18 protein-coding genes are annotated in these 18243 nt (G+C 73.1%); 7 read left to right on the top strand and 11 right to left on the bottom strand.

What is annotated here, in order from left to right:
- Nucleotides 1-2: 2 nt before the first annotated feature.
- Nucleotides 3-758 (top strand): 5-formyltetrahydrofolate cyclo-ligase, encoded by a 756-nt coding sequence (locus ABGB21_RS18480; RefSeq protein ID WP_347678664.1) that lies wholly within the window; start codon nt 3-5, stop codon nt 756-758.
- 19 nt (nt 759-777) lie between these two features.
- Nucleotides 778-1689 (top strand): aminoglycoside phosphotransferase family protein, encoded by a 912-nt coding sequence (locus ABGB21_RS18475; RefSeq protein ID WP_347678662.1) that lies wholly within the window; start codon nt 778-780, stop codon nt 1687-1689.
- A gap of 21 nt (nt 1690-1710) precedes the next feature.
- Here ABGB21_RS18475 and ABGB21_RS18470 read toward each other — a convergent pair whose 3' ends face one another.
- The 9 genes from ABGB21_RS18470 to ABGB21_RS18430 form a co-directional block, all read right to left on the bottom strand.
- Nucleotides 1711-2937: a MarR family winged helix-turn-helix transcriptional regulator gene (locus tag ABGB21_RS18470; protein WP_347678660.1), complete on the bottom strand. Its 1227-nt coding sequence runs from the start codon at nt 2935-2937 to the stop codon at nt 1711-1713.
- 36 nt (nt 2938-2973) lie between these two features.
- Nucleotides 2974-3498, bottom strand: a complete 525-nt coding sequence (locus tag ABGB21_RS18465; RefSeq protein WP_347678658.1) for a hypothetical protein — start codon at nt 3496-3498, stop codon at nt 2974-2976.
- A gap of 103 nt (nt 3499-3601) precedes the next feature.
- Nucleotides 3602-4579 carry an aldo/keto reductase gene (locus ABGB21_RS18460; protein WP_347653546.1) on the bottom strand — a complete coding sequence of 326 codons (978 nt, stop codon included), beginning with the start codon at nt 4577-4579 and terminating at the stop codon, nt 3602-3604.
- A gap of 39 nt (nt 4580-4618) precedes the next feature.
- A complete protein-coding gene (locus tag ABGB21_RS18455) occupies nt 4619-5800 on the bottom strand; it encodes a type III PLP-dependent enzyme (RefSeq protein ID WP_347678656.1) in 1182 nt (393 codons plus the stop codon).
- A complete protein-coding gene (locus tag ABGB21_RS18450) occupies nt 5797-7368 on the bottom strand; it encodes an IucA/IucC family protein (protein ID WP_347678654.1) in 1572 nt (523 codons plus the stop codon). The genes ABGB21_RS18455 and ABGB21_RS18450 overlap by 4 nt, the downstream gene beginning before the upstream one ends.
- A complete protein-coding gene (locus tag ABGB21_RS18445) occupies nt 7365-9059 on the bottom strand; it encodes an IucA/IucC family protein (RefSeq protein ID WP_347678652.1) in 1695 nt (564 codons plus the stop codon). The genes ABGB21_RS18450 and ABGB21_RS18445 overlap by 4 nt, the downstream gene beginning before the upstream one ends.
- Nucleotides 9056-10264 (bottom strand): siderophore biosynthesis protein, encoded by a 1209-nt coding sequence (locus ABGB21_RS18440; protein ID WP_347678650.1) that lies wholly within the window; start codon nt 10262-10264, stop codon nt 9056-9058. The genes ABGB21_RS18445 and ABGB21_RS18440 overlap by 4 nt, the downstream gene beginning before the upstream one ends.
- 152 nt (nt 10265-10416) lie before the next feature.
- Nucleotides 10417-10872, bottom strand: coding sequence for an ABC transporter substrate-binding protein (locus ABGB21_RS18435; RefSeq protein ID WP_347678648.1), 456 nt, complete (start codon nt 10870-10872; stop codon nt 10417-10419).
- A 205-nt stretch (nt 10873-11077) separates the two neighbouring features.
- Nucleotides 11078-11269, bottom strand: coding sequence for a CsbD family protein (locus ABGB21_RS18430; RefSeq protein WP_347653552.1), 192 nt, complete (start codon nt 11267-11269; stop codon nt 11078-11080).
- Nucleotides 11270-11481: 212 nt separating this feature from the next.
- Here ABGB21_RS18430 and ABGB21_RS18425 point away from each other — a divergent pair, with 212 nt between their 5' ends.
- The 5 genes from ABGB21_RS18425 (at nt 11482) to ABGB21_RS18405 (ending at nt 16921) form a co-directional block, all read left to right on the top strand.
- Nucleotides 11482-12129 carry a hypothetical protein gene (locus ABGB21_RS18425; protein ID WP_347678646.1) on the top strand — a complete coding sequence of 216 codons (648 nt, stop codon included), beginning with the start codon at nt 11482-11484 and terminating at the stop codon, nt 12127-12129.
- On the top strand, nt 12126-12629 hold the full coding sequence (locus ABGB21_RS18420; RefSeq protein WP_347653554.1) for a phage holin family protein: 504 nt from the start codon (nt 12126-12128) through the stop codon (nt 12627-12629). The genes ABGB21_RS18425 and ABGB21_RS18420 overlap by 4 nt, the downstream gene beginning before the upstream one ends.
- Complete coding sequence (locus ABGB21_RS18415) at nt 12626-13366, top strand: DUF3618 domain-containing protein (RefSeq protein ID WP_347678644.1); 741 nt, start codon at nt 12626-12628, stop codon at nt 13364-13366. Before ABGB21_RS18420 ends, ABGB21_RS18415 begins: the two co-directional genes overlap by 4 nt.
- A gap of 184 nt (nt 13367-13550) precedes the next feature.
- Nucleotides 13551-14060, top strand: coding sequence for a hypothetical protein (locus tag ABGB21_RS18410; protein WP_347653556.1), 510 nt, complete (start codon nt 13551-13553; stop codon nt 14058-14060).
- A gap of 62 nt (nt 14061-14122) precedes the next feature.
- On the top strand, nt 14123-16921 hold the full coding sequence (locus ABGB21_RS18405; protein WP_347653557.1) for a S8 family serine peptidase: 2799 nt from the start codon (nt 14123-14125) through the stop codon (nt 16919-16921).
- A gap of 118 nt (nt 16922-17039) precedes the next feature.
- On the opposite strand, the gene ABGB21_RS18400 is transcribed toward ABGB21_RS18405, so the two are convergent.
- The gene (locus ABGB21_RS18400; protein ID WP_347653558.1) at nt 17040-17783 is read right to left on the bottom strand and encodes a cellulose binding domain-containing protein; all 744 of its coding nucleotides are present in this window, start codon (nt 17781-17783) and stop codon (nt 17040-17042) included.
- A 71-nt stretch (nt 17784-17854) separates the two neighbouring features.
- Complete coding sequence (locus ABGB21_RS18395; RefSeq protein WP_347653559.1) at nt 17855-18238, bottom strand: DUF742 domain-containing protein; 384 nt, start codon at nt 18236-18238, stop codon at nt 17855-17857.
- Nucleotides 18239-18243 lie beyond the last annotated feature (5 nt).

The raw sequence follows: 18243 nt of genomic DNA, 5'->3' as shown, positions 1-18243 counted from the left end.
CGATGGAAACGGAGCAGGAAAAGCGGCGCGTACGCGATGAGGTCTGGGGCCGGCTGGATCGCCTGGGCGCCGTTCCGCCCCCTGGACCGTACGGTCGTATCCCCAACTTCGTCGGCGCGGAGGCCGCCGCCCGGCGTCTCGCGGACCTGCCGGAGTGGCACCGTGCACGCGTTGTCAAGTCGAATCCGGACAAGGCCCAGTTCGCAGTTCGGATGCGGGCGCTGGCCGAGGCGAAGTTGGTTTATATGGCTGTGCCGAAGCTTGCCGACGCACAACCCTTCTACCTTCTCGATCCGGCGATTGTGGGAGACGACTCCGCTAGGGTCGCTACCAGCGCTGGTGCGGCGGCAAACGCGCCGAAGGTCGGGGTTGACCAGATGCGGCCGGTTGACCTCGTGATCTGCGGCAGTGTCGCGGTCAACCGAGACGGCGTGCGCGTGGGCAAGGGGGCTGGCTACTCCGACATCGAGGTCGCCCTGCTCATGGAGGCCGGCCTCATCGGACCAGAAACCATCCTGGCAACCACGGTTCACGCGGCGCAGGTGCTCGACCGTCCGCTTCCGGAGTCACCCCACGATTTCAGAGTCGACCTGATCGTGACTCCGGACGAGGTGATCCGGTGCGGGTCTTCCCGTCGCCCGGGCGGGATCTACTGGGATGCGCTGGATGCTGGCAAAATCGACGCCATCCCGGTGCTCGCCCTCAATCCAGGACGCCCCATTTTCCTGACACCGGTCGACCAACGACGGTCCGAGTGACCGTGACAGAGCGAGGATCATGTTCGGAAGCAAACGCCGACCGTTGTGGGACGACCTGCCGCCGACGCTGCGTACCGGCGTCGAGGAACTGGTCGGCAGCCCGGTCACCCGGTCCGACAACTGCTCGGGCGGGTTTTCGCCGGGCTTCGCCTCGCGGCTCGGCCTGCGGGACGGCCGTCGCGTCTTCGTCAAGGCCGTCGACGGGACGCGCTGGCCGGTCGAGGCCGGCCACTACCGGGCCGAGGCGGTGGTCACCGGGCATCTGCCGGCGGACGTGCCGGCCGCCCGGCTGTTGAGCAGTTCCGAGATCACCGGGTGGACGGTGCTCGCCTTCGAGTGTGTCGACGGTGCCGAGCCGGCCCGGCCGTGGACGGACGGGGAGTTGGGGCGTACGGTGCGGGCCGTGGCGAGGCTCGCCGGGGCGGTGACCCCGTCACCGGTACCGCTCGGCACCGACCATCCACGACTCGGCGGGTGGGCCGAACTCGACCGCGACCGGCTGTCGGCCGTTTCGCCCTGGTCCGCCGCCAATCTGACCCGGCTGACCGAACTCGAGGCGCGCGGGCTGCGCGCCGCGCAGGGAGACTCGCTGGTCCACTTCGACCTGTACCCGCACAACATCCTGCTCACCGAGGACAGGGTGGTTTTTGTCGACTGGCCGCACGCCCGACTCGGCGCACCCGTGGTCGACCTGGTCACCGTGCTCGGCAGCGCGGCGGCGGACGGTCTCGATCCCGAGCCGTACCTGTCCAGCGTCGCGTCGACCATGCCGGTCGAGCCCGGCGACGTCGACGCGGTCCTGGCCGCGTACACCGGGTTCCTGGTCGCCGGCGGGATGACGCTGATGCCGCCGGGGCTGGAACCGATCGCCCTCGAGAAACGCCGGCTCGGCGTCGGTGCCCTGCGCTGGCTGCGGCAGCGGCTCGGCTGACGGGCTCCGGAGCCAGGTCGGCTACCGCACCTCCTCGACGGCGCTGGTGCCGGAACCGGCCCGGGACTCCCAGGACCAGGTCTCGTCGAGCCGCAGCCGCCCGTCCGGCAGTTGGGACAGCGTCGAGACGCAGTGCCCGGTCGACGTCTCGCCGGAGCGGTTGAGCTGCACGTACCGGAAGTCCAGGGTGTTGCCGTCCCGGGTGCCGACCAGGTGCCCGGTCCGGATCGCACCCCCGGTGTACGTCGCCGAGACCTCGCCGTTCCGCTCCCGGTAGTCGAACCGGGTGGCGGTGTCGACCTCCCCGCCGGCCACCTCGTCGACGGCGGCGAACCGGCGGCCGTCCAGCGACGGCAGCACGTCGTCGCCGACCAGCACCCGTTCAAAGGCGAGGTGGTTGTACGGCGAGTTGTCGTACGTCGGGATCTCCCGGTACCCCGAGGCGCGGTAGAGCGTCGCCGCCTCGGTCAGCACCCGGTGCGTGCCGAGCCGCACGGTGTGCAGGCCGCGTAGCTCCGCCTGCCGTTCCAGTTCCCGGAGCAGTCGGCGGCCCAGGCCCAGTCCACGGGCGTCGGCGTGCACCCAGAGGTGGCGGATTTCGCCGACGCCGGGGGAGTGGGTACGTACCGCCCCGCAGCCGACCGGTTCGCCGTGCTCGTACGCGACCAGGAAGGCACCCCGGTCGCCGTCGACCTCGGCGTCGGCGACCAGCGCCCCGGTGTCGTACCCCTCCGGAAAGCGGGCGGTCAGCTCGGTGGCGTACCCGGACAGGCAGTGCCGCACGACCGCCGAGTCGGGCGCGACCACCTCGACCGTGACGGCGGCCAGCCGCAGCAGCCGTCGGGTCTGTTGTTGCGCCGCGACGAGTTCGTCCCGCTGGGCGGCGGTGAGCGGTTCGAGCAGTTCGACGGCGCGGGTGGTGGAGAGCCGGTCGAGTTCGGCGAGTTCGGTACGGCCGGCGTCGGTGAGCCCGGCGACCCGTACCCGTCCGTCTGTCTGGTGTGGATGGAGTTCGACCAGACCCTGACCTTCCAGGGAACGGAGCGAGCGGCTGAGGTATCCGGAGTCCCAGCCGAGTCGGGCGCGCAGGTCGCGGACGTCCGCGCCGGTGCCGATCTCGAAGAGCAGCCGGGCCTCGCTGAGTGGGCGGGCCTGGCCGAGATAGCGGTCGGTGAGCAGGCCGATCCGTCGGGAGTAGTAGCGGTTGAAGTCGCGGACCAGGGCTGCCTGCTCGCTCAGCGTCGCCATATCTCTGACAATAGTCAGAGAAGTGTGCCGGACACCTCAACTGAGACCGAGCTGTTGCCGGACCGTCGAGCTGAGCGGGACCGGGTTGTCCTCACCGGCGACCGCCCGGCCGCCCTCGATCCGGTAGAAGCCCTGGGTGGTGTTGACCAGGCTCGACCCGCCCTCCGGCCAGACCACCAGCAGGAAGACGTACTCGCCGCCGTCCGGGTCCAGCCCGTCCGGGGCGTCCGGCCCGGAGCCCGGCCGGGCGTACGAGACCTCGACCGTGTCGCCGACGCTCACCTCGCCCTTGGCCACCGCGTCGACCCTGAGCGTCGCGGTGACCTCCGGCCAACCCCGGTCGGAGTGCTCCCGGCTGTCGACAAAACCGCCCCGGACGATCAGGTCGGCGCCGCCCTCCAGGTCGACGGTGGAGTTGTAGTACGGCTCGTCAGCGGAGGAGGACCCGGACGACAGCAGGCGGCCCCCGTCCCACAGCAGTACGCCGAACACCCCGGCCAGGGCCAGGACGCCAACCACCAGCGCGATCCACGGTCGCCGCTGCACCGGAGAAGCTGCCACGTCGTCCCCCCGAAGGCCCGGAGCCGAACATCGGCCACCCGGTACGACGCCGGCCCGGCCACCCCGGTTCCCAGGGCGGCCGGGCCGAACGGGTTCGGTCCGGTCAGCCGTAGAAGTTCCGCAGCCAGCGGTGCCCGGCCACGACCGCGAGCTGGTCGGCGGTCAGCGGCCGGCCGTCACTCACCGCCACGTTGCGCTCGACGTTGCGGACCGAACGCATGCCCGGGATGACCGTCGAGACCGCCGGCGAACTCAGCACGAACCGCAGCGCGTACTCGGCGATCTGGTCGGCGGTGATGCCGAGGTCGGCGACGATCGCGGCCACCCGCCGCTCGACCTGCGCCGGCCGGTCGTCCCGGAAGTAGCGGTTGCGGAAGTCGCCCTCCGGGAACGTCGTGTCGGCGGTGATCCGCCCGGTCAGCCCACCCTCGTCCAACGCCACCCGGACGATCACCCCGACCCCGTGCTCCTGGCAGGCCGGCAGCAGCGCGTCGGCCGGCGCCTGGTCGAAGATGTTGTAGATGACCTGCACGCTGTCCACCGCACCGCTGCGGACCAACTCCAGCGCGTTGTCCGGCTGGTGGTCGTTGATCGAGACGCCGAAGAGCCGAATCTTGCCCTCCCGCTTCAGCTCGGCGACCGTCTCCAGCCAGTCGCCCCGACCCACCCAGTCGTCGCTCCAGACGTGGAACTGCAGCACGTCGAAGTGGTCCAGGCCGCTGGCCCGCAGACTGGTGTCCAGGCTGGCCCGGATGTGCTCGCCCGGGAACGTCTCGGCCGGGTCGAGGCCGTCCGGCGCCGGCCAGATCCCGTTCTTCGGCGGCACCTTCGTTGCCACCAGCACCTCGTCGCCGGCCCGCTCTCGGACCACCCGGCCGACGATCCGCTCGCTCTCGCCGTAGCCCCGGGCGGTGTCGATCAGGTTCACCCCGAGGTCGACGGCCCGGTGCAGGGCGCGTACCGACTCGTCCTCGGTCGCACCCACCCAGGCCGACTCGCCGATACCCCACGCGCCGTAGCCGATCTCGGACACCGACAGCCCACTGCGTCCCAATTCGCGGTACCGCACCCTGTCCTCCACCTCATGATCCTCTTTTGTCCGAGGGTAGCCGGCGGGCGGTCAGTGGGTTGGCCGGTCGTACCGGAACTCCGGCGGGTCGTGCATCAGGAAGTCGCGGTGGCTGATGTTCCAGGCGTACGCCCCGGCCATGCCGAACACGATCGTGTCGCCGACCGCGATCCGCCCCGGAGCCGGCAGGGCGGCCGCGTCCGGCACCCGGGCCAGTACGTCCTTCGGGGTGCAGAGCTGCCCGACCAGGGTCACCGGCCCGGCCCCGGTCACCGGACGCGGGTACGGCCGCGTCCACCGCTCCCGCGGGCGTACCCGGAACGGCTGGGAGTGCTGCTTCGCCGCCGGGGTACGCAGGTGGTGCGTACCGCCGGCGACCACCACGAACCACTCGTCACCGGACCGTTTCACGTCCAGCACCTCGGTCACGTACCAGCCGCAGTAGACGGTCAACGCCCGGCCCGGCTCGATCCGCAACACCCGGCCCGGGAACTCGGCGACCAGCCCGCCGAGGGCGGCGCCGTAGCCGGGCCAGTCGAAGCGGGCCGTCGGATCGGCGTAGTCGACCGCCATCCCACCCCCGACGTTGACCTCGGCGGCGTCGAGTTCGTCGACCGCCCAGCCGACGACCGCCCGGGCCAGGTCGGCGGCGGCCGGCGCGGCGAGCCCGCTGCCGAGGTGGGCGTGCACACCCCGGACCCGGATCCCGGGCAGACCGAGGCGGAGACACTCCCGCGCCTGCTCCGGCGACATCCCGAACGGACCCGGCCGGCCCCCCATCACCAGCACCGCGCCGTCGGCGGCGAACGGCAGGTTCACCCGGAGCAGCACGTCGGCGACGGCACCCCGGGCGGTGGCGAGCAGGGCGAGCCGGTGCAGCTCGGTCACCGACTCGACGTGGAACCGGCGTACCCCGGTGGCGAGCGCGGCGGCCAGCTCGGCGTCGGTCTTGCCCGGCCCGCCGAACGCGGCCGGTACGGTCCCCGGCAGCACCTCGGCCAGGTGCCGCAGCTCGCCGCCACTGGCCACCTCGAACCCGGCCAGGTGGGGCGCCAGGGTACGCAGCACCTCCGGATCCGGGTTCGCCTTCATCGCGTACAGCAGCTCCACCCCGGCCGGCAACGCGGCCCGGACCCATCCGACGTGCGCGGCCAGCCCGGCGAGGTCGTAGTGGTAGACCGGCCGGGGGCCGGTGTCACCGCCGCCGGTCGCCGGCCGGTCGGTCCCGTTCACCAGCGTCCTCCGATCGGGTTGGGGAACGGCAGGTAGTCGGCCTCCCGGTCGGCGGCCCGACGCCAGCGCAGCAGCAGGTTCGCCTTCGCCGGCAGTGGCTCGCCGGCGAGCAGCGCCCGCAACGGGGCCGGGTCGCCGAGCCCGGCCGACGTCTCGGCGACCACCTCGCGGACCACCGCCCAGAGCGCCGGCTCGACCCCGGGGTGGGCGTCGGCGAGCGCACCGGCCAGCTCGACCAGATGGTTGACGAAGAGGCAGTAGGCGACCCGCTGGAACGCCCGCTCCGGCCGGTAGCCCACGGACGCCGGCAGCCCGGTCAGCCAGTCGGCCCGGCGGTCGACGTCGAGCTTGACCCCCTCCAGGTCGCGCAGCAGCATCCGGACCGGCCACCGGTGGCGGTCGAGGACCACCACCACGTTCTGCAGGTGCGCCTCGTGCACCACCCCGTGCCGACCCCACAGTTCCAGCACGGCCGGGACCAGCAGCCGGACGTACCGACCCCACCAGCCGACCGGATCGGGTACGTCGAGCGGCCCGGCGGCCAGCGCGGCGGCGACCGCCGGCGTACCGCCACCAGCCAGGTGCGGACCGAGCCCACCACGCAGGATCACCCCGTACGTCTCGTCCAGCCCCGGCACGTCCACCGTCCGGTATGCCGGCTCGGGCAGCAGCGCAACCCCGGCCGGCATCGGCAGCCGGGCGAGCAGCCGGGTCAACGCCACCGCCCCGGTCAACTCGTAGCGGGCGTTCTTCCGCAGACAGTTGGTGATCCGCACGTGCAGGCTGGTCTTGACGAACAGGTCGGCGGTCGGCGCGTACAGGGTCCGGACACTCACCGTCGGCCGCAGCACGACACCGCCGGGGCCGAGGTCGCGCAGCCGCGGGTCGAGCGGCCCGGCCAGGGCGAACTGCCACGGGTGTACCGGTAGGACGGCGTATCCGCCCGGTGCGGTCGGCGGGTCGAGGACCTCGACCAGCGTGTCGAACGGTCCGTCCTCGGCGAGCAGTGACCGAGGTACGGCCAGCCAGCGCAGCCGCAGGCTGGTCCGCAGTTCGGGGGCGTACGCGTTCCAGGCCGCCACGTCCCCGGTCCGCCACTTCGGGGTGGGATGCCGGGGGTGCCCGTACACCAGGGACTGCTCGGAGTCCACGTAGGAATCGACGGCCGGATCGCCGGTCGGCTCCGGATCGACGGCCGGACGCAGCCGCAGCACCCGGTCGAGCGCGTCCCGGCTGGCGCTGACCTGCCCGGCGAACTCCGGGTTGGCCCGGCCGGTCCGTCGGGTCAGCTCGGCGCCGACCAGACCGGATAGCTCGACGGCGTCGACGTCGGTCCAGCCGCCGCCGGCGAGCCGTTGCACCGGCCCGACGTACCGGTGGGCGCCGACCATCGACACCCGGGCCACCGCACAGCGCAGCAGTACGTCGGTGCGGGCCAGCCGGACCAGCGCGTACCCGTCGGCGAGGCTCGCCTGCCGGTCCGGCCCGGCGACCTCCCGCGCGACGCAGCCGAGTAGCGTGTGTGCGCTGGCGAGGTCGGCGGCGGACCGGGACACCGCGGCGGTCACCGGTCCGGCCGCAGATAGTTGGGGCCGGTACGCCGGTAGTACTTGTTGACGTCGGCGCAGCCGGTGCGGCTCTTCGGCAGCAGGGTGCCGGCGGTGACCATCGCCTTCACCGGCAGCCGGTTGGCGTCCAGCACCCGTTCGGTGAGCATCCGGGCAGCGGCCGCCACGTCCCACCCGTCGAGCCCGGTCGGCGTGTCGACGCCGGCGGTCCAGCGGTCCCGGACCCTGACCAGCCGGGGACGCAGGGCGGCGCCCGGCGACGGCACCGGCACCCCGTGCCCGGCGAGGTCGCGCAGCGGCGCGGTGGCGGCCAGGTGCAGGGTGATCGTGGTGAAGACGTCGGCCAACTCGCCCCGATCCGTGATCCACATCCGGGTGTCGGCCAGGTCCACCCCGGGACGCGGCGCCAACCGGGCCCCGTCGTTGTCCTGGTAGAGCAGCCGCAGGCTGGCGCCGTCCCGGTCGGCCGGGTCGAGCACACAATGGATGTTCTGCTGGTGCGCCTCCAGGGCGATCCCGTGCCGCAACCACAGGTAGCCGTGCCAGTCGAGCAGCAGATCCAGGTACGCGTCGAGCAGCGGGCGCGGATCCGGCCCGCCGACCCGCTGCGCCACCGTACCGCCGTCCGGGTCGGCGGCGGCCAGCGCGGAGACCGGCACCACCCGGCACCCGGCCAGCCCGCCCGGAAAGCGGCGGAGCAGGAACGCCCGCCGGGCGTCGGCCCCGGCCTGCCCGTGACAGCTCTCGTCGGCGTGCAGGATCCGGTCGGCGAACGCCGGCTCGGCGGCGGCGATCCGGTCGAGCAGCCGGTGCAGCGCGGCGCCGTCGGCCAGGGTGCCGGGCGAGATCGTCCGCAGGTTACGGGCGCCGAGGGTCGCGGTCGGCAGCGGCAGCTTCAACCGGAGCGCCGGGTCGTCGACCAGGGCCGCGGTTCGCATCGACAGGGTCGGCCGGACCGGTACGTCGGGTACGTCGTCGACCACCGGCAGGTCGTACCGGGCGGCGGTGAGCGGGTGCACCGGCAGCAGCCCGGTCTCCGGTGACGGTGCGGCGGGCCACCAGGCCGGCAATTGTCCGGTCACCGTCAACTCGCTGACCGGCACCGGGGTCCAGCGCAGCACGAAGGTGGGGGCGTGCTCGGGGGCGTACCGGAGCAGGTCCCGCTCGTCGAGCCCGTGCCGGCAGCGGCTGGTCGGGTACACCGGATGATCGGTCCGGGCGGCCAGGACGTCGTCGCACAACGCCCCCGCCATCCCGTCCGGTTCGGTACGCCGGGCGGCGCGCAGCTCTGCGTACACCCGGGGTGCGGTCCGGGCGGCGAGCCGCCGCGCGGCGAGGTCGGCCCGGCACTCGGCCCGGAAGTCCGCCCAGCCCGCCTCGGCCTCCGGATCGTCGGTCGGGGCCAGCAGGTCGAGCAGCCCGTCCAGGGTCCGGACCGGCCGCGGCGCACCGGTCTCCGCCAGCACCGTGAGTTCCGGGCCGGCACAACGCAGCGGGTGCTGGAAGCCGTCCGGCCGGACCGGGATCCGCAACCGGACGGCCGGGGTACGGGTCAGCCACTGGCCCGGGCCGTCCGTCCGGCCGTTGTGCCACAGTCCGAGGTGGTCCTCGCGGAGCAGGGCGTCCAACACCCGCTGGAAGAGCAGCCGTTCCGCGTCGTCCACCCCGGCCGGCGTCCGCCCGACGGTCATCCGGTGATCTCCCAGCGGTGGGCGGCCCGGAGGTCGCGTAACGCGCGGCTGGCGCTCCCGGCGTCCGGTCCGATCGCGTGCAGGACCGCCAGGTAGTCGCGGTTGGTCCGGCTCAGCGGCGCGCTCACCCCGAGCTGACGCAGTGGTCGGATGCCGAGCCGGACGTCGTCCGGGGTGACCACGTCCAGCCGGTCCGGTGCGGCGATCAGGGTGCCGGACCGGTCGGCGCAGACGTACTCGACCCGGGCGTGCCGGTCCACCCGCAGTGGGTCGGGTCGGGGGAGTCCCGGCGCGGCCGGCGACGACAGGGTCTCGCCGGCGTGCACCCGGATGACGTACTCGAAGAGCGGGACGTCGAGCAGTTCGGCAAGGACCAGGTCCATCCGGTCGCCGATCAGCCGGTAGTTGACCTCGACGATCCGGGCCCGGCCGTCGGCGACGACAAACTCGGTGTGGCAGGCGCCGAATCCGACACCGAGCGCGGCGAGCTGGGCCAGCACCTGCTCGGCGACGGACGGCGGCAGCTCCGGGACCCAGTCGAGCGCCGCCTCGACGAAGGTCGGCGGCGGGCCGAGCTCGGTCCGCCAGCCACCGAGCACCGTCAGGATGCGTCCGTCGCCGAACGTCTCCAGGGTGTGCAGGTCGCCGGCCAGGTACTCCTCGACCAGCAGCGGCAGCCGGGGCCGGCGGTCCCGGATCTCGGTGACCCGGCGGCGCAGGTCGGCCCGGTCCGCGACCAGGTAGACGTCCTCGCTCGCCACCCCCTCCCGGGGCTTGACCACCGCCGGGAACGGCAGGGCCCGCGCCAGGTCGGAGTCGTCGTCCGGGCCGAGCGCGACCGCCGCCACGGTGTCCAGTCCGGCGTCGGCCAGGGTACGTCTGGTGAGCCGCTTGTCCTTGCACCGCAGCGTCGCCCGCCAGTCCTTGCCGGGCAACCCGAGATAGTCGGCGGCCAGCGCGGTCGGCGTCTGCAGGTGGTCGCTGTTGGACAGCAGCGCGGTCGGCGGTTCGGCCGACTGCACCACGTCCACGATCGCCCGGACGTCCCGTACGTCGGCGCCGGTGAGCGTGACCTCGGGCAGGTCCGGCCAGTTCGTCGGCTGGTCGGTCAACACCGTCACCGGAAGGCCGAGCCGGGCGGCGGCCGGCAGGAAGCCGTCGAGCACCGCGTCGGTCGGGTTGAGCGCGGTCAGGTAGAGCCGCACGGACAGGCCTCCTCCGGCCGGGTCACCGCTGCGTCGGGTACGCCGGCGCGACGGAGCCGTCCACCGGCGGTCGGGTCGACGCGATCGTCGACACCAGGGTCAGGATGAGCGTCGACGGGGCCGCACCGCGGCGACCCGACGCACGTCCGGCGCTACGTGACCGGGTCGATCCGAAAGGTGTCGGCCAGGATGACGCCGACGAACGAGGCCCCTGTCATCAGGTGGGTGTTCCCGTCGCCGAACCGGACCACCGAGATCGTCGGGTTGTCGGCCCTGGTGTTGATCTCGTCGCCGAGCTGCTTCGCCCGGGCCTCGTAGCGGGTGAGTTCCTGGGCGGCCCGGATCTCCGCACCGAGGGCCCGGCCGAGCAGCGTGACGTTCTCCTTCCAGGTCGGACCGGTGGCGACGACGAGGACGGTCGGGGCGAGCGCGGCGAGCTTGTCGTACAGCCTGTCGTGCCGGACGGTCGTCGAGGCGATCAGGTCCGGACGCAGCGAGGCGATCAGGTCCAGGTTCGGCCTGTCCGACGCTCCGACGGCCATGGCCATTCCGGTCAGGCCCACCGCGAGTCGGGAGACCGCCCCTCGGCCGGTTGCGAATCGACGCATCTGTCGTTCCTCGTTCCGCACTAAGGTAAGGCTCGCCTATATCGCGGTTAGGCTATCCTTACTCGGCGGTGGAGGGAAATCCAGCGCGCCGTAAGTCGACGAACCGCGCCTACCGGCCGGTGGCGGTCCGTTCACGACAACGGGGTGGGCGGCCCGACGTCGGGCCGCCCACCCCGGCGGAGTTGACCGCCGATCCGTGACCGGATCAGTGCCGGCCGAACGCGTCGCGGGCGTCCCGGGCGGCGTCACCGACGTGGTCGCCGGCCTGCTTGACGTTCGCCTCGGTCTGCTCGGTGGCGCCCTCCGCCTGGAGCCGCTCGTTGTCGGTCGCGTCCCCGACCTTCTCCTTGGCCAGGCCGGCGACTTCCTCCACCTTGTGTCGAATCTTGTCCGTCATGCCCATGGTGTCCTCCAGTCGTCCTGACGTCGAAGCGCGACGTCGCTGTCCTGTTGGTGCCCGGCGGCGAGCGCCGGGAAACGACCTGTCCGACGGGCGGCGGCTTCCCCACCGGCCGGTCGCCGCCACGGTGGGTATAACTGCCGACGCCCCGGGTAGCCAGCGTCGTCGGCGGTTCCGTCGACCATGGTGGTAGAGCTGAGGGGCCTGTCATGACGCAGAGAGCGAGTGCCGGCGCGACCGGCGACGGCCTCGGGTCGACGACCCAGGCCGCCCGACAGGGCGCGACCGAGGCTGGTCAGCGGATCTCCCAGGCGGGCGGTGGGCTGGCACACAGCGCGGCTGACCGGGGCAGGGACGTCGCCGGGGAGGCCAGCCGGCAGGCGCAGAACCTGATGGGTCAGGCGTCCGCCCAACTCAGGGAGCAGGCCGGGGCGCAGCAGCAGCGGGCCGCCGACGGGCTGCGTCAGCTGGGGGAACAGCTGCGGATGATGTCCGACCGGACCGACCAACCGGGCGTCGCGACGGACCTGGTACGCCACGCCTCCGACCGGGTACAGCAGGCGGCACAGTGGCTGGACCAGCGTGAACCGGGCACCGTCCTGAACGACGTACGGGACTACGCCCGCCGCAGACCCGGACTCTTCCTCGCCGGGGCGGCGGTCGCGGGGATCCTCGCCGGCCGGCTCACCCGCAGCCGCGGTGGCATGTCCGGCCAGGGTGGAGAGCAGCAGGCAGGCGGCCACCCGGACGGCATGCGCGGGCAGCTCTCCGACCCGTCACAGCGGATGTTGGGCGAGATGGAACGCCGGCGACACGAACAGCCGAGCGGCGACGGCCGGGCCCGGGAGGCACGATGAGTTCCTCGGACGGCCAGGGCGCCGGACGGGACCGGGACACGGCGACCCAGACCGCGTACCGGGAGCCGGACCCGTTACGGACCCCGTTCCGGGAGCGGGACACCTCGCAGGCCTCGGTCGGCGAACTGCTCACCTCGATCACCCGTGACACGTCGACCCTGGTCCGGCAGGAAATCCAACTGGCCAAGGTGGAGCTGCGCCAGGAGGCGCGGACCGCCGCCACGGTCGCCGGGATGTTCGGTGGCGCCGCCCTGGGCGGACTGATGGTGCTGCTGTTCCTGTCGTACGCCGCGTGGTGGGGGCTGGCGAACGTGATGGACCAGGGCCTCGCGGCGCTGGTCGTGGCCGGGGCCTGGGCGCTGATCGCCGTGGTCCTGCTCTCGGTCGCCCGGAAACAGACGAGAAAGCTGAGCACCCTGCCGCAGACGGCCGAGTCCGTGCGGCGGACCCCGGCCGCCGTCCGTGGCCAGACCCATCGTCAATCGGGGGGACAACGATGAGCACCGATCCGAGTCAGATCCGGGCCGAGATCGAGCGTACCCAGGACGACCTCGGCGACAACGTGAACGCCCTGACCGACCGGATGAACCCGCGAAGCGTTGCGCGACGGCAGAAGGAGCAGGTCCAGGGCCGGGCCCAGGGCACCTGGCAGCGCATCCGCGACCGGGTGATGGGCACCGGCCAGCACACCCGGGACCGGATGACGGGCTCCGGCCAGCACGCCCGGGACAGCGTCGTGGGCGGCGCCCAGCAGACCCGGGACAGTGTGGTGGGCGGCGCCCAGCATGCCCGGGAAGGTGTGCAGCACGCCCGGGAGACCTCCCAGGCCCGGCTGTCGGCCGCCTCCTCGATGGCGGGTGACCGGATGCACCAGATGGGGCAGAGCGCCCGGCAGCAGACCGAGGGGCACCCGCTCGCGGCCGGGCTGGTCGCGTTCGGGCTCGGCGTACTCGCCTCCGCCCTGCTGCCGCCCACCTCGCCGGAGCGCCGGGTGGCGGGCCAGCTGCGGAACAAGATCTCCGAACACTCCGACCAGATCGACCAGATCAAGCAGCAGGCGACCGGCGTCGCCCGGCAGGCGCAGGAGAACCTGCGGGAGCCGGCGCAGCAGGCGGCGCAGTCGGTGCGGTCGAAGGCCGGTCAGGAGGCGGGCGGCATGCGCGACCAGGCCCGCTCGTCCGCCCAGGACCTGCGGGGACAGGCCCAGCAGAAGGCCGGCGAGGTCCGCCACCGCTGACCTGTGTGGAAGGGGTCCTGCCCACCGAGTTGGCGGCAGCCGGCGGTGGGCAGGACCCCTTCCTGACACCTCTGGACATCCTGTCCGGAGCTGACCGGGTCTGACTGATCAAGGACATTTGAATAGGAAGCAACCCGTTCGCCGCGCTAACTTCTCCCCGCTGTCCCGGGGGAGGGAGCGCGGCGTGACCGTACGACCCGTCGGATCCACCATGGCGGCGATCGGCTTCGTGCTGGTCGCCGCGGCCTGCGTCGAGTCGTCCGGCCCCCCGACCGTCCTCCCAGCCCCCTCCGCCCCGCCGACCTCGTCGGTGGTGACACCGCCGACCGGTCCACCCGACCCGCCACCCACCCCGGGCGCCTCGCCCCGGGCGTCCCACGCCGACCGGGCACTGTTCGATGCCCTGCGAGCCGGCCGCGGCGTGGTACGGCTGGTGGTCACCGTCGCCGTCGCGCACGTACCCGAAGCCGAGTTGCCCGATCCCGCCGCCGTACGACGTCAGCGGGACCGGATCGCCGACGTCCAGCGGCGGCTGCTCGCCGAACTGGCGCCGTACCAGGTCGAGGTGCTGACCCGGTACGAACGCCTGCCCCAGCTCGCCCTCACGGTCGACGAGCCGGCCCTCCGGCACCTGATCGGCTCGCCGCTTGTGGTGCACATCCAGCCGGACAGACCGGATTCCACCACCGACTGACCCGCTGGGCCTGACCCCCGTCCCCCGGGGCACGATGCCCTTCCCCCGACCAGGAGCGCACGGTGAAGAAGAGATGCCTGTTCCGCGCCCTGCTCGCCGCCGCGACCGTGGTGGCGACACTCACCCTCGTCCCGGCCCCGGTTCGGGCGGCGACGCTGACCGCCCCCGGCGATCGGGCCGGCCTCGGTGATCAGGCCGGCTCCGGTGATCAGGCCGCCCCCGGCGATCAGGCCGCCTCCGGTGCGGGCAGCGGTCCCGCGATCGACCCGGCACGGCGGGACCGTGAGATCCGCGGCCTCGTCGCCCGGGCCGAGGCGGAGGGGCCGCAGCGGGTCGTCGTCCGGCTACGCCAGCAGAGCGACCAGGCGACGGTGCTCAACAGCCTGCGGAACGCCCGCTCGGAGTTCCGGACCCTGACCCGTTTCCACCGCTATCCACTGTTGGCGCTCGAGGTCGGCACCCCGGCCCTGCAACGGCTGGCCGCCGCCCCGGAGGTGCTGCGGATCCAACCGGACGTGGCGCAACCACCGACGCTGGCGTCGAGTCTGCAGGTCATCAACGCCGACGACGTACACGACTTCGGGCACGTCGGCACCGGCCAGACGGTGGCGATCCTGGACACCGGCATCGACCGCGACCACCCGTTCTTCGCCGGCCGGCTGGTCGACGAGGCCTGCTACTCCAGCGACGGTGACGGCGAGCAGACGCTCTGCCCGAACGGCGGCACCAGCCAGACCGGTGCCGGTGCGGCGGACGCGACAACGGCGACCTGTGTGGACGGTACGACGAATCTCTGCGACCACGGCAGTCACGTGGCCGGAATCGCCGCCGGCGCCGCCGCCGGGGTCCCCGGCGCGCCGGGCGACGGGGTGGCGCCGGGCGCCGAGATCATCGCCGTCCAGGTCTTCACCCGGTTCGACAACGCCGACGACTGCGGTGACAACCCGGTCCCGTGCGTGCTGAGCTACGTCTCCGACCAGATCGAGGCCCTGGAGCGGATCGCGGACATCAGCGGCGGGCACGACATCGCGGCGGTGAACATGAGCCTCGGTGGCGGCGAGGAGGCCGCCGCCTGCGACGACGACGCCCGCAAGGAGGCGATCGACGACCTGCTGGCGCTCGGCATCACCAGCGTGGTCTCCGCCGGCAACGACGGGCACGGTGCCGCCGTCGGCGCCCCGGCCTGCATCTCGACCGCGGTCACCGTCGGCGCGACCACCGACGGCGACGCGGTGGCCGGGTTCAGCAACCGGGGTACGCTGCTCGACCTGTTCGCCCCCGGGGTCGGCATCGACTCCTCGGTGCCGGACAACACCTGGGCGAACTTCGACGGCACCTCGATGGCGGCTCCGCACGTCACCGGGGCGTACGCCGTACTCGCGGCGGCCCTGCCCGGGCAGACGCCGGCACAGCTCCTCACCGCACTGCGGGACACCGGGGTGCCGGTGACGTACGCCAGCGGCGGCGGCAACGTCACCACACCCCGGATCGACCTGCTCGCCGCGGCCGACCCGGCGATCCCGGACCCGCCGACCGCCGACGCCGGCGGTCCCTACCAGACCGTCGAGGGGACACCGGTGACGCTCGCCGGCAGCGGCACCAACGCCACCGCGTACGCCTGGGACTTCGACGGCGACGGCGCCTTCGACGACGCCAGCGGCACCAATCCGACGTTCGGCCTGGTCGGTCGGGACGGTGTGGTCACCGTACGGCTGCGGGTGACCGGCCCCGGCGGCACCGCCACCGACCAGGCCACGGTGACCATCACGAACGCGCCGCCGCAGGTGACCGCGACGGTCGGCGGCCCCCGGTCCGAGGGAGCGGCGGTCACCGCCAGCGGCACGGTCAGCGACCCCGGCTGGCTGGATCCGCTCACCGCGACCATCGACTGGGGCGACGGGACCAGCGGCCCGCTCACCGGCCCGGTCGAGAACAATCCGCCGAACGCCACCCTGACCTTCGACACCAGCCACGTGTACGGCGACAACGGCACCTTCACGGTGACCGTCTGCGGCAGCGACGACGACACCACCACCTGCGGCGACACCGAGGTGACCATCACCAACGTCGCCCCGGACGCCGGGATCGACCGGTCGCGGGCCGTCGACACCCCCGGGGGCAGCACGATCGTGACCCATGCCGACGACGAGGTGGCACTCTCCGCCCGGGTCACCGACCCCGGCAGCGACGACCTCACCGTCTCCTGGGACTTCGGCGACGGTGCCCCGACCCCGGACCGGACGACCACGTCGCTGGTCAACCCGCCGAATCCGGACCCGCCGTTGAGTCCGAGCGTGCAGCCCCGGGACATCACCGACACCACCGGGGTCAGCTACGACCGGGCGTGTGTCTACCAGGTCGGGCTGGCGGCCACCGACGACGACGGCGGTACGGACACCGACTCGGTGACCGTGGTCGTCCAGGACAACGGGCTGCTGAAGAAACTGCCGACGATCTGGTACCTGGAGTTCCTGGTGACCTCGTTGCCGCCGGAGCACCTGCCGGACGACATCCTGGAGTGCTACCTGGACATCGCCGGGCACATGAGCGCGGTCTTCGGCGAGGTGACCGACGCGTCGACGATCGAACGGGCCCGGAACGTGCTCGCGCTGCGGCTGCTGCCGACCGCGCAGCAGCGGTTCGACCGGGACCTGCTCGCGGTCTGGTTGAACTTCGCACACGGCCCGTTCGAGCTGGACGACCCGGTGGACACCGACTGTGACCTACATGCCGACGACGGCACCTTCGCGGAGGTGGTCGCCGCCGCCGAGGCGGTCCGGGTCAACCCGGCCTCGTCGGCCGCCGCGGTCCGGGCTCAGGCGGCGGTGCTGGAACGGGTCAACCTCTGCAACCCGCTCTGACCGGTCCGGCCGGCCCGGTTACCACCGGGCCGGCCGGGTCACGTCAGACCAGGTCACGTCAGACCAGGTCACGTCAGACCGGGTCACGTCGGACAACCGGGGGGTCGGCAGTCGACGCTCAGCGGTCGGCCGGCTTCGACGGCTGCGCACAGGGGCGGCCGTTGACCGCACAGCCGGTCGGCGCCGCGTCGAGCACCGCTCCGTCCACCCGGAACCGCACCCGCACCGAACCGCCGGCCGGGACCCGACGCGTCTCCTGGTCCGGTACGAACGTCCAGGTCGCCCCGTCCCGGCTCACCTTCGCACCGTCGACCAGGCCGATCGACTGGGTCTGCCGGGGCAGGGTCAGCACCAGCGTCCAGTCGCCGGCGGCACTCCGGCCCGGGTTCGTGATCGTCACCGAGGCGGTGTAGTGCAGCAGCGTGACGTCCTCCGTCGTGTAGCTGCCGAGCAGCGCGGCCGGCGGGGGTGGGGGCGGTCCGGGGTCGGCGTCGGTGTCGGCGGGCGGGTTCGGGGCACGGCTCGGCGGCGGGGGCAGCGGTGAGGAGGCCGGCGGAGTGCCGCTCGCCTCGCCCGGAGTCCGCCCGTCGTCGCCCCCGGCCTCCGGAGTGGGGCTCGGTGGGGCGGCCACCCCCAGCGGGGCGAGCTGGTCCGGTGCCCGCAACAGGGCGGCGACGACGAATCCGGTGCCGGTGACCACGGCCAGTGCGGCGGCGACGATCACGACGGCGAGAGCCCGGTCACCGCGCCGGCCCGCCGGAAGCCGGACCGTGCGACGTGCCAGCCCCCGGACGGCCGCCACCCCGGTCAACAGCAGGTCGAGTACGACGACCGGCAGGGTACGTGACGGACGTTGTTCCACCTCTTGCACTTACCTTCCCTCCACTGCGCGGGTGACGGCACCGGACCGGCCGCACCCCTCGGTTCCGGGACTCACAGCGCCCGCAGCCCGGCGAGCACCGCCTCCAGCAGTTCCTCCGAGGGCGCGTCCAGCAGCGGCGGCGCGTGGGTGTCGATCAGCCCCACCTCCAGCAGGTCGCCGAGCAGCACCCGGACCGTCCCCACCGGAAGGTCCAGCGCGGCGGCTATCTCGGCCACCGAGAGCGGCCGCTGGCAGTGGCCGAGGATGGCGGTCTGCTCCGGGGTGAGGTCCGCCCCCTCCGGTGCCGGACCGCGTGCCACCACCAGGGAGATGAGGTCGAACTCCCCCCGGACCGGCTGGGTACGTCCCCGCGTCATCGCGTACGGCCGTACCACCGGCCCGGCGTCCTGGTCGTACCAGGCGTCGTCGGTGCGGCCGTCGGTACCGGTGCGCACCGCGG

Source organism: Plantactinospora sp. B24E8, assembly GCF_039871735.1.
Classification (GTDB): domain Bacteria; phylum Actinomycetota; class Actinomycetes; order Mycobacteriales; family Micromonosporaceae; genus Plantactinospora.
The sequence above is the reverse complement of the archived record's forward strand: the minus strand, read 5'-3'. Positions and strand labels throughout refer to the sequence as shown.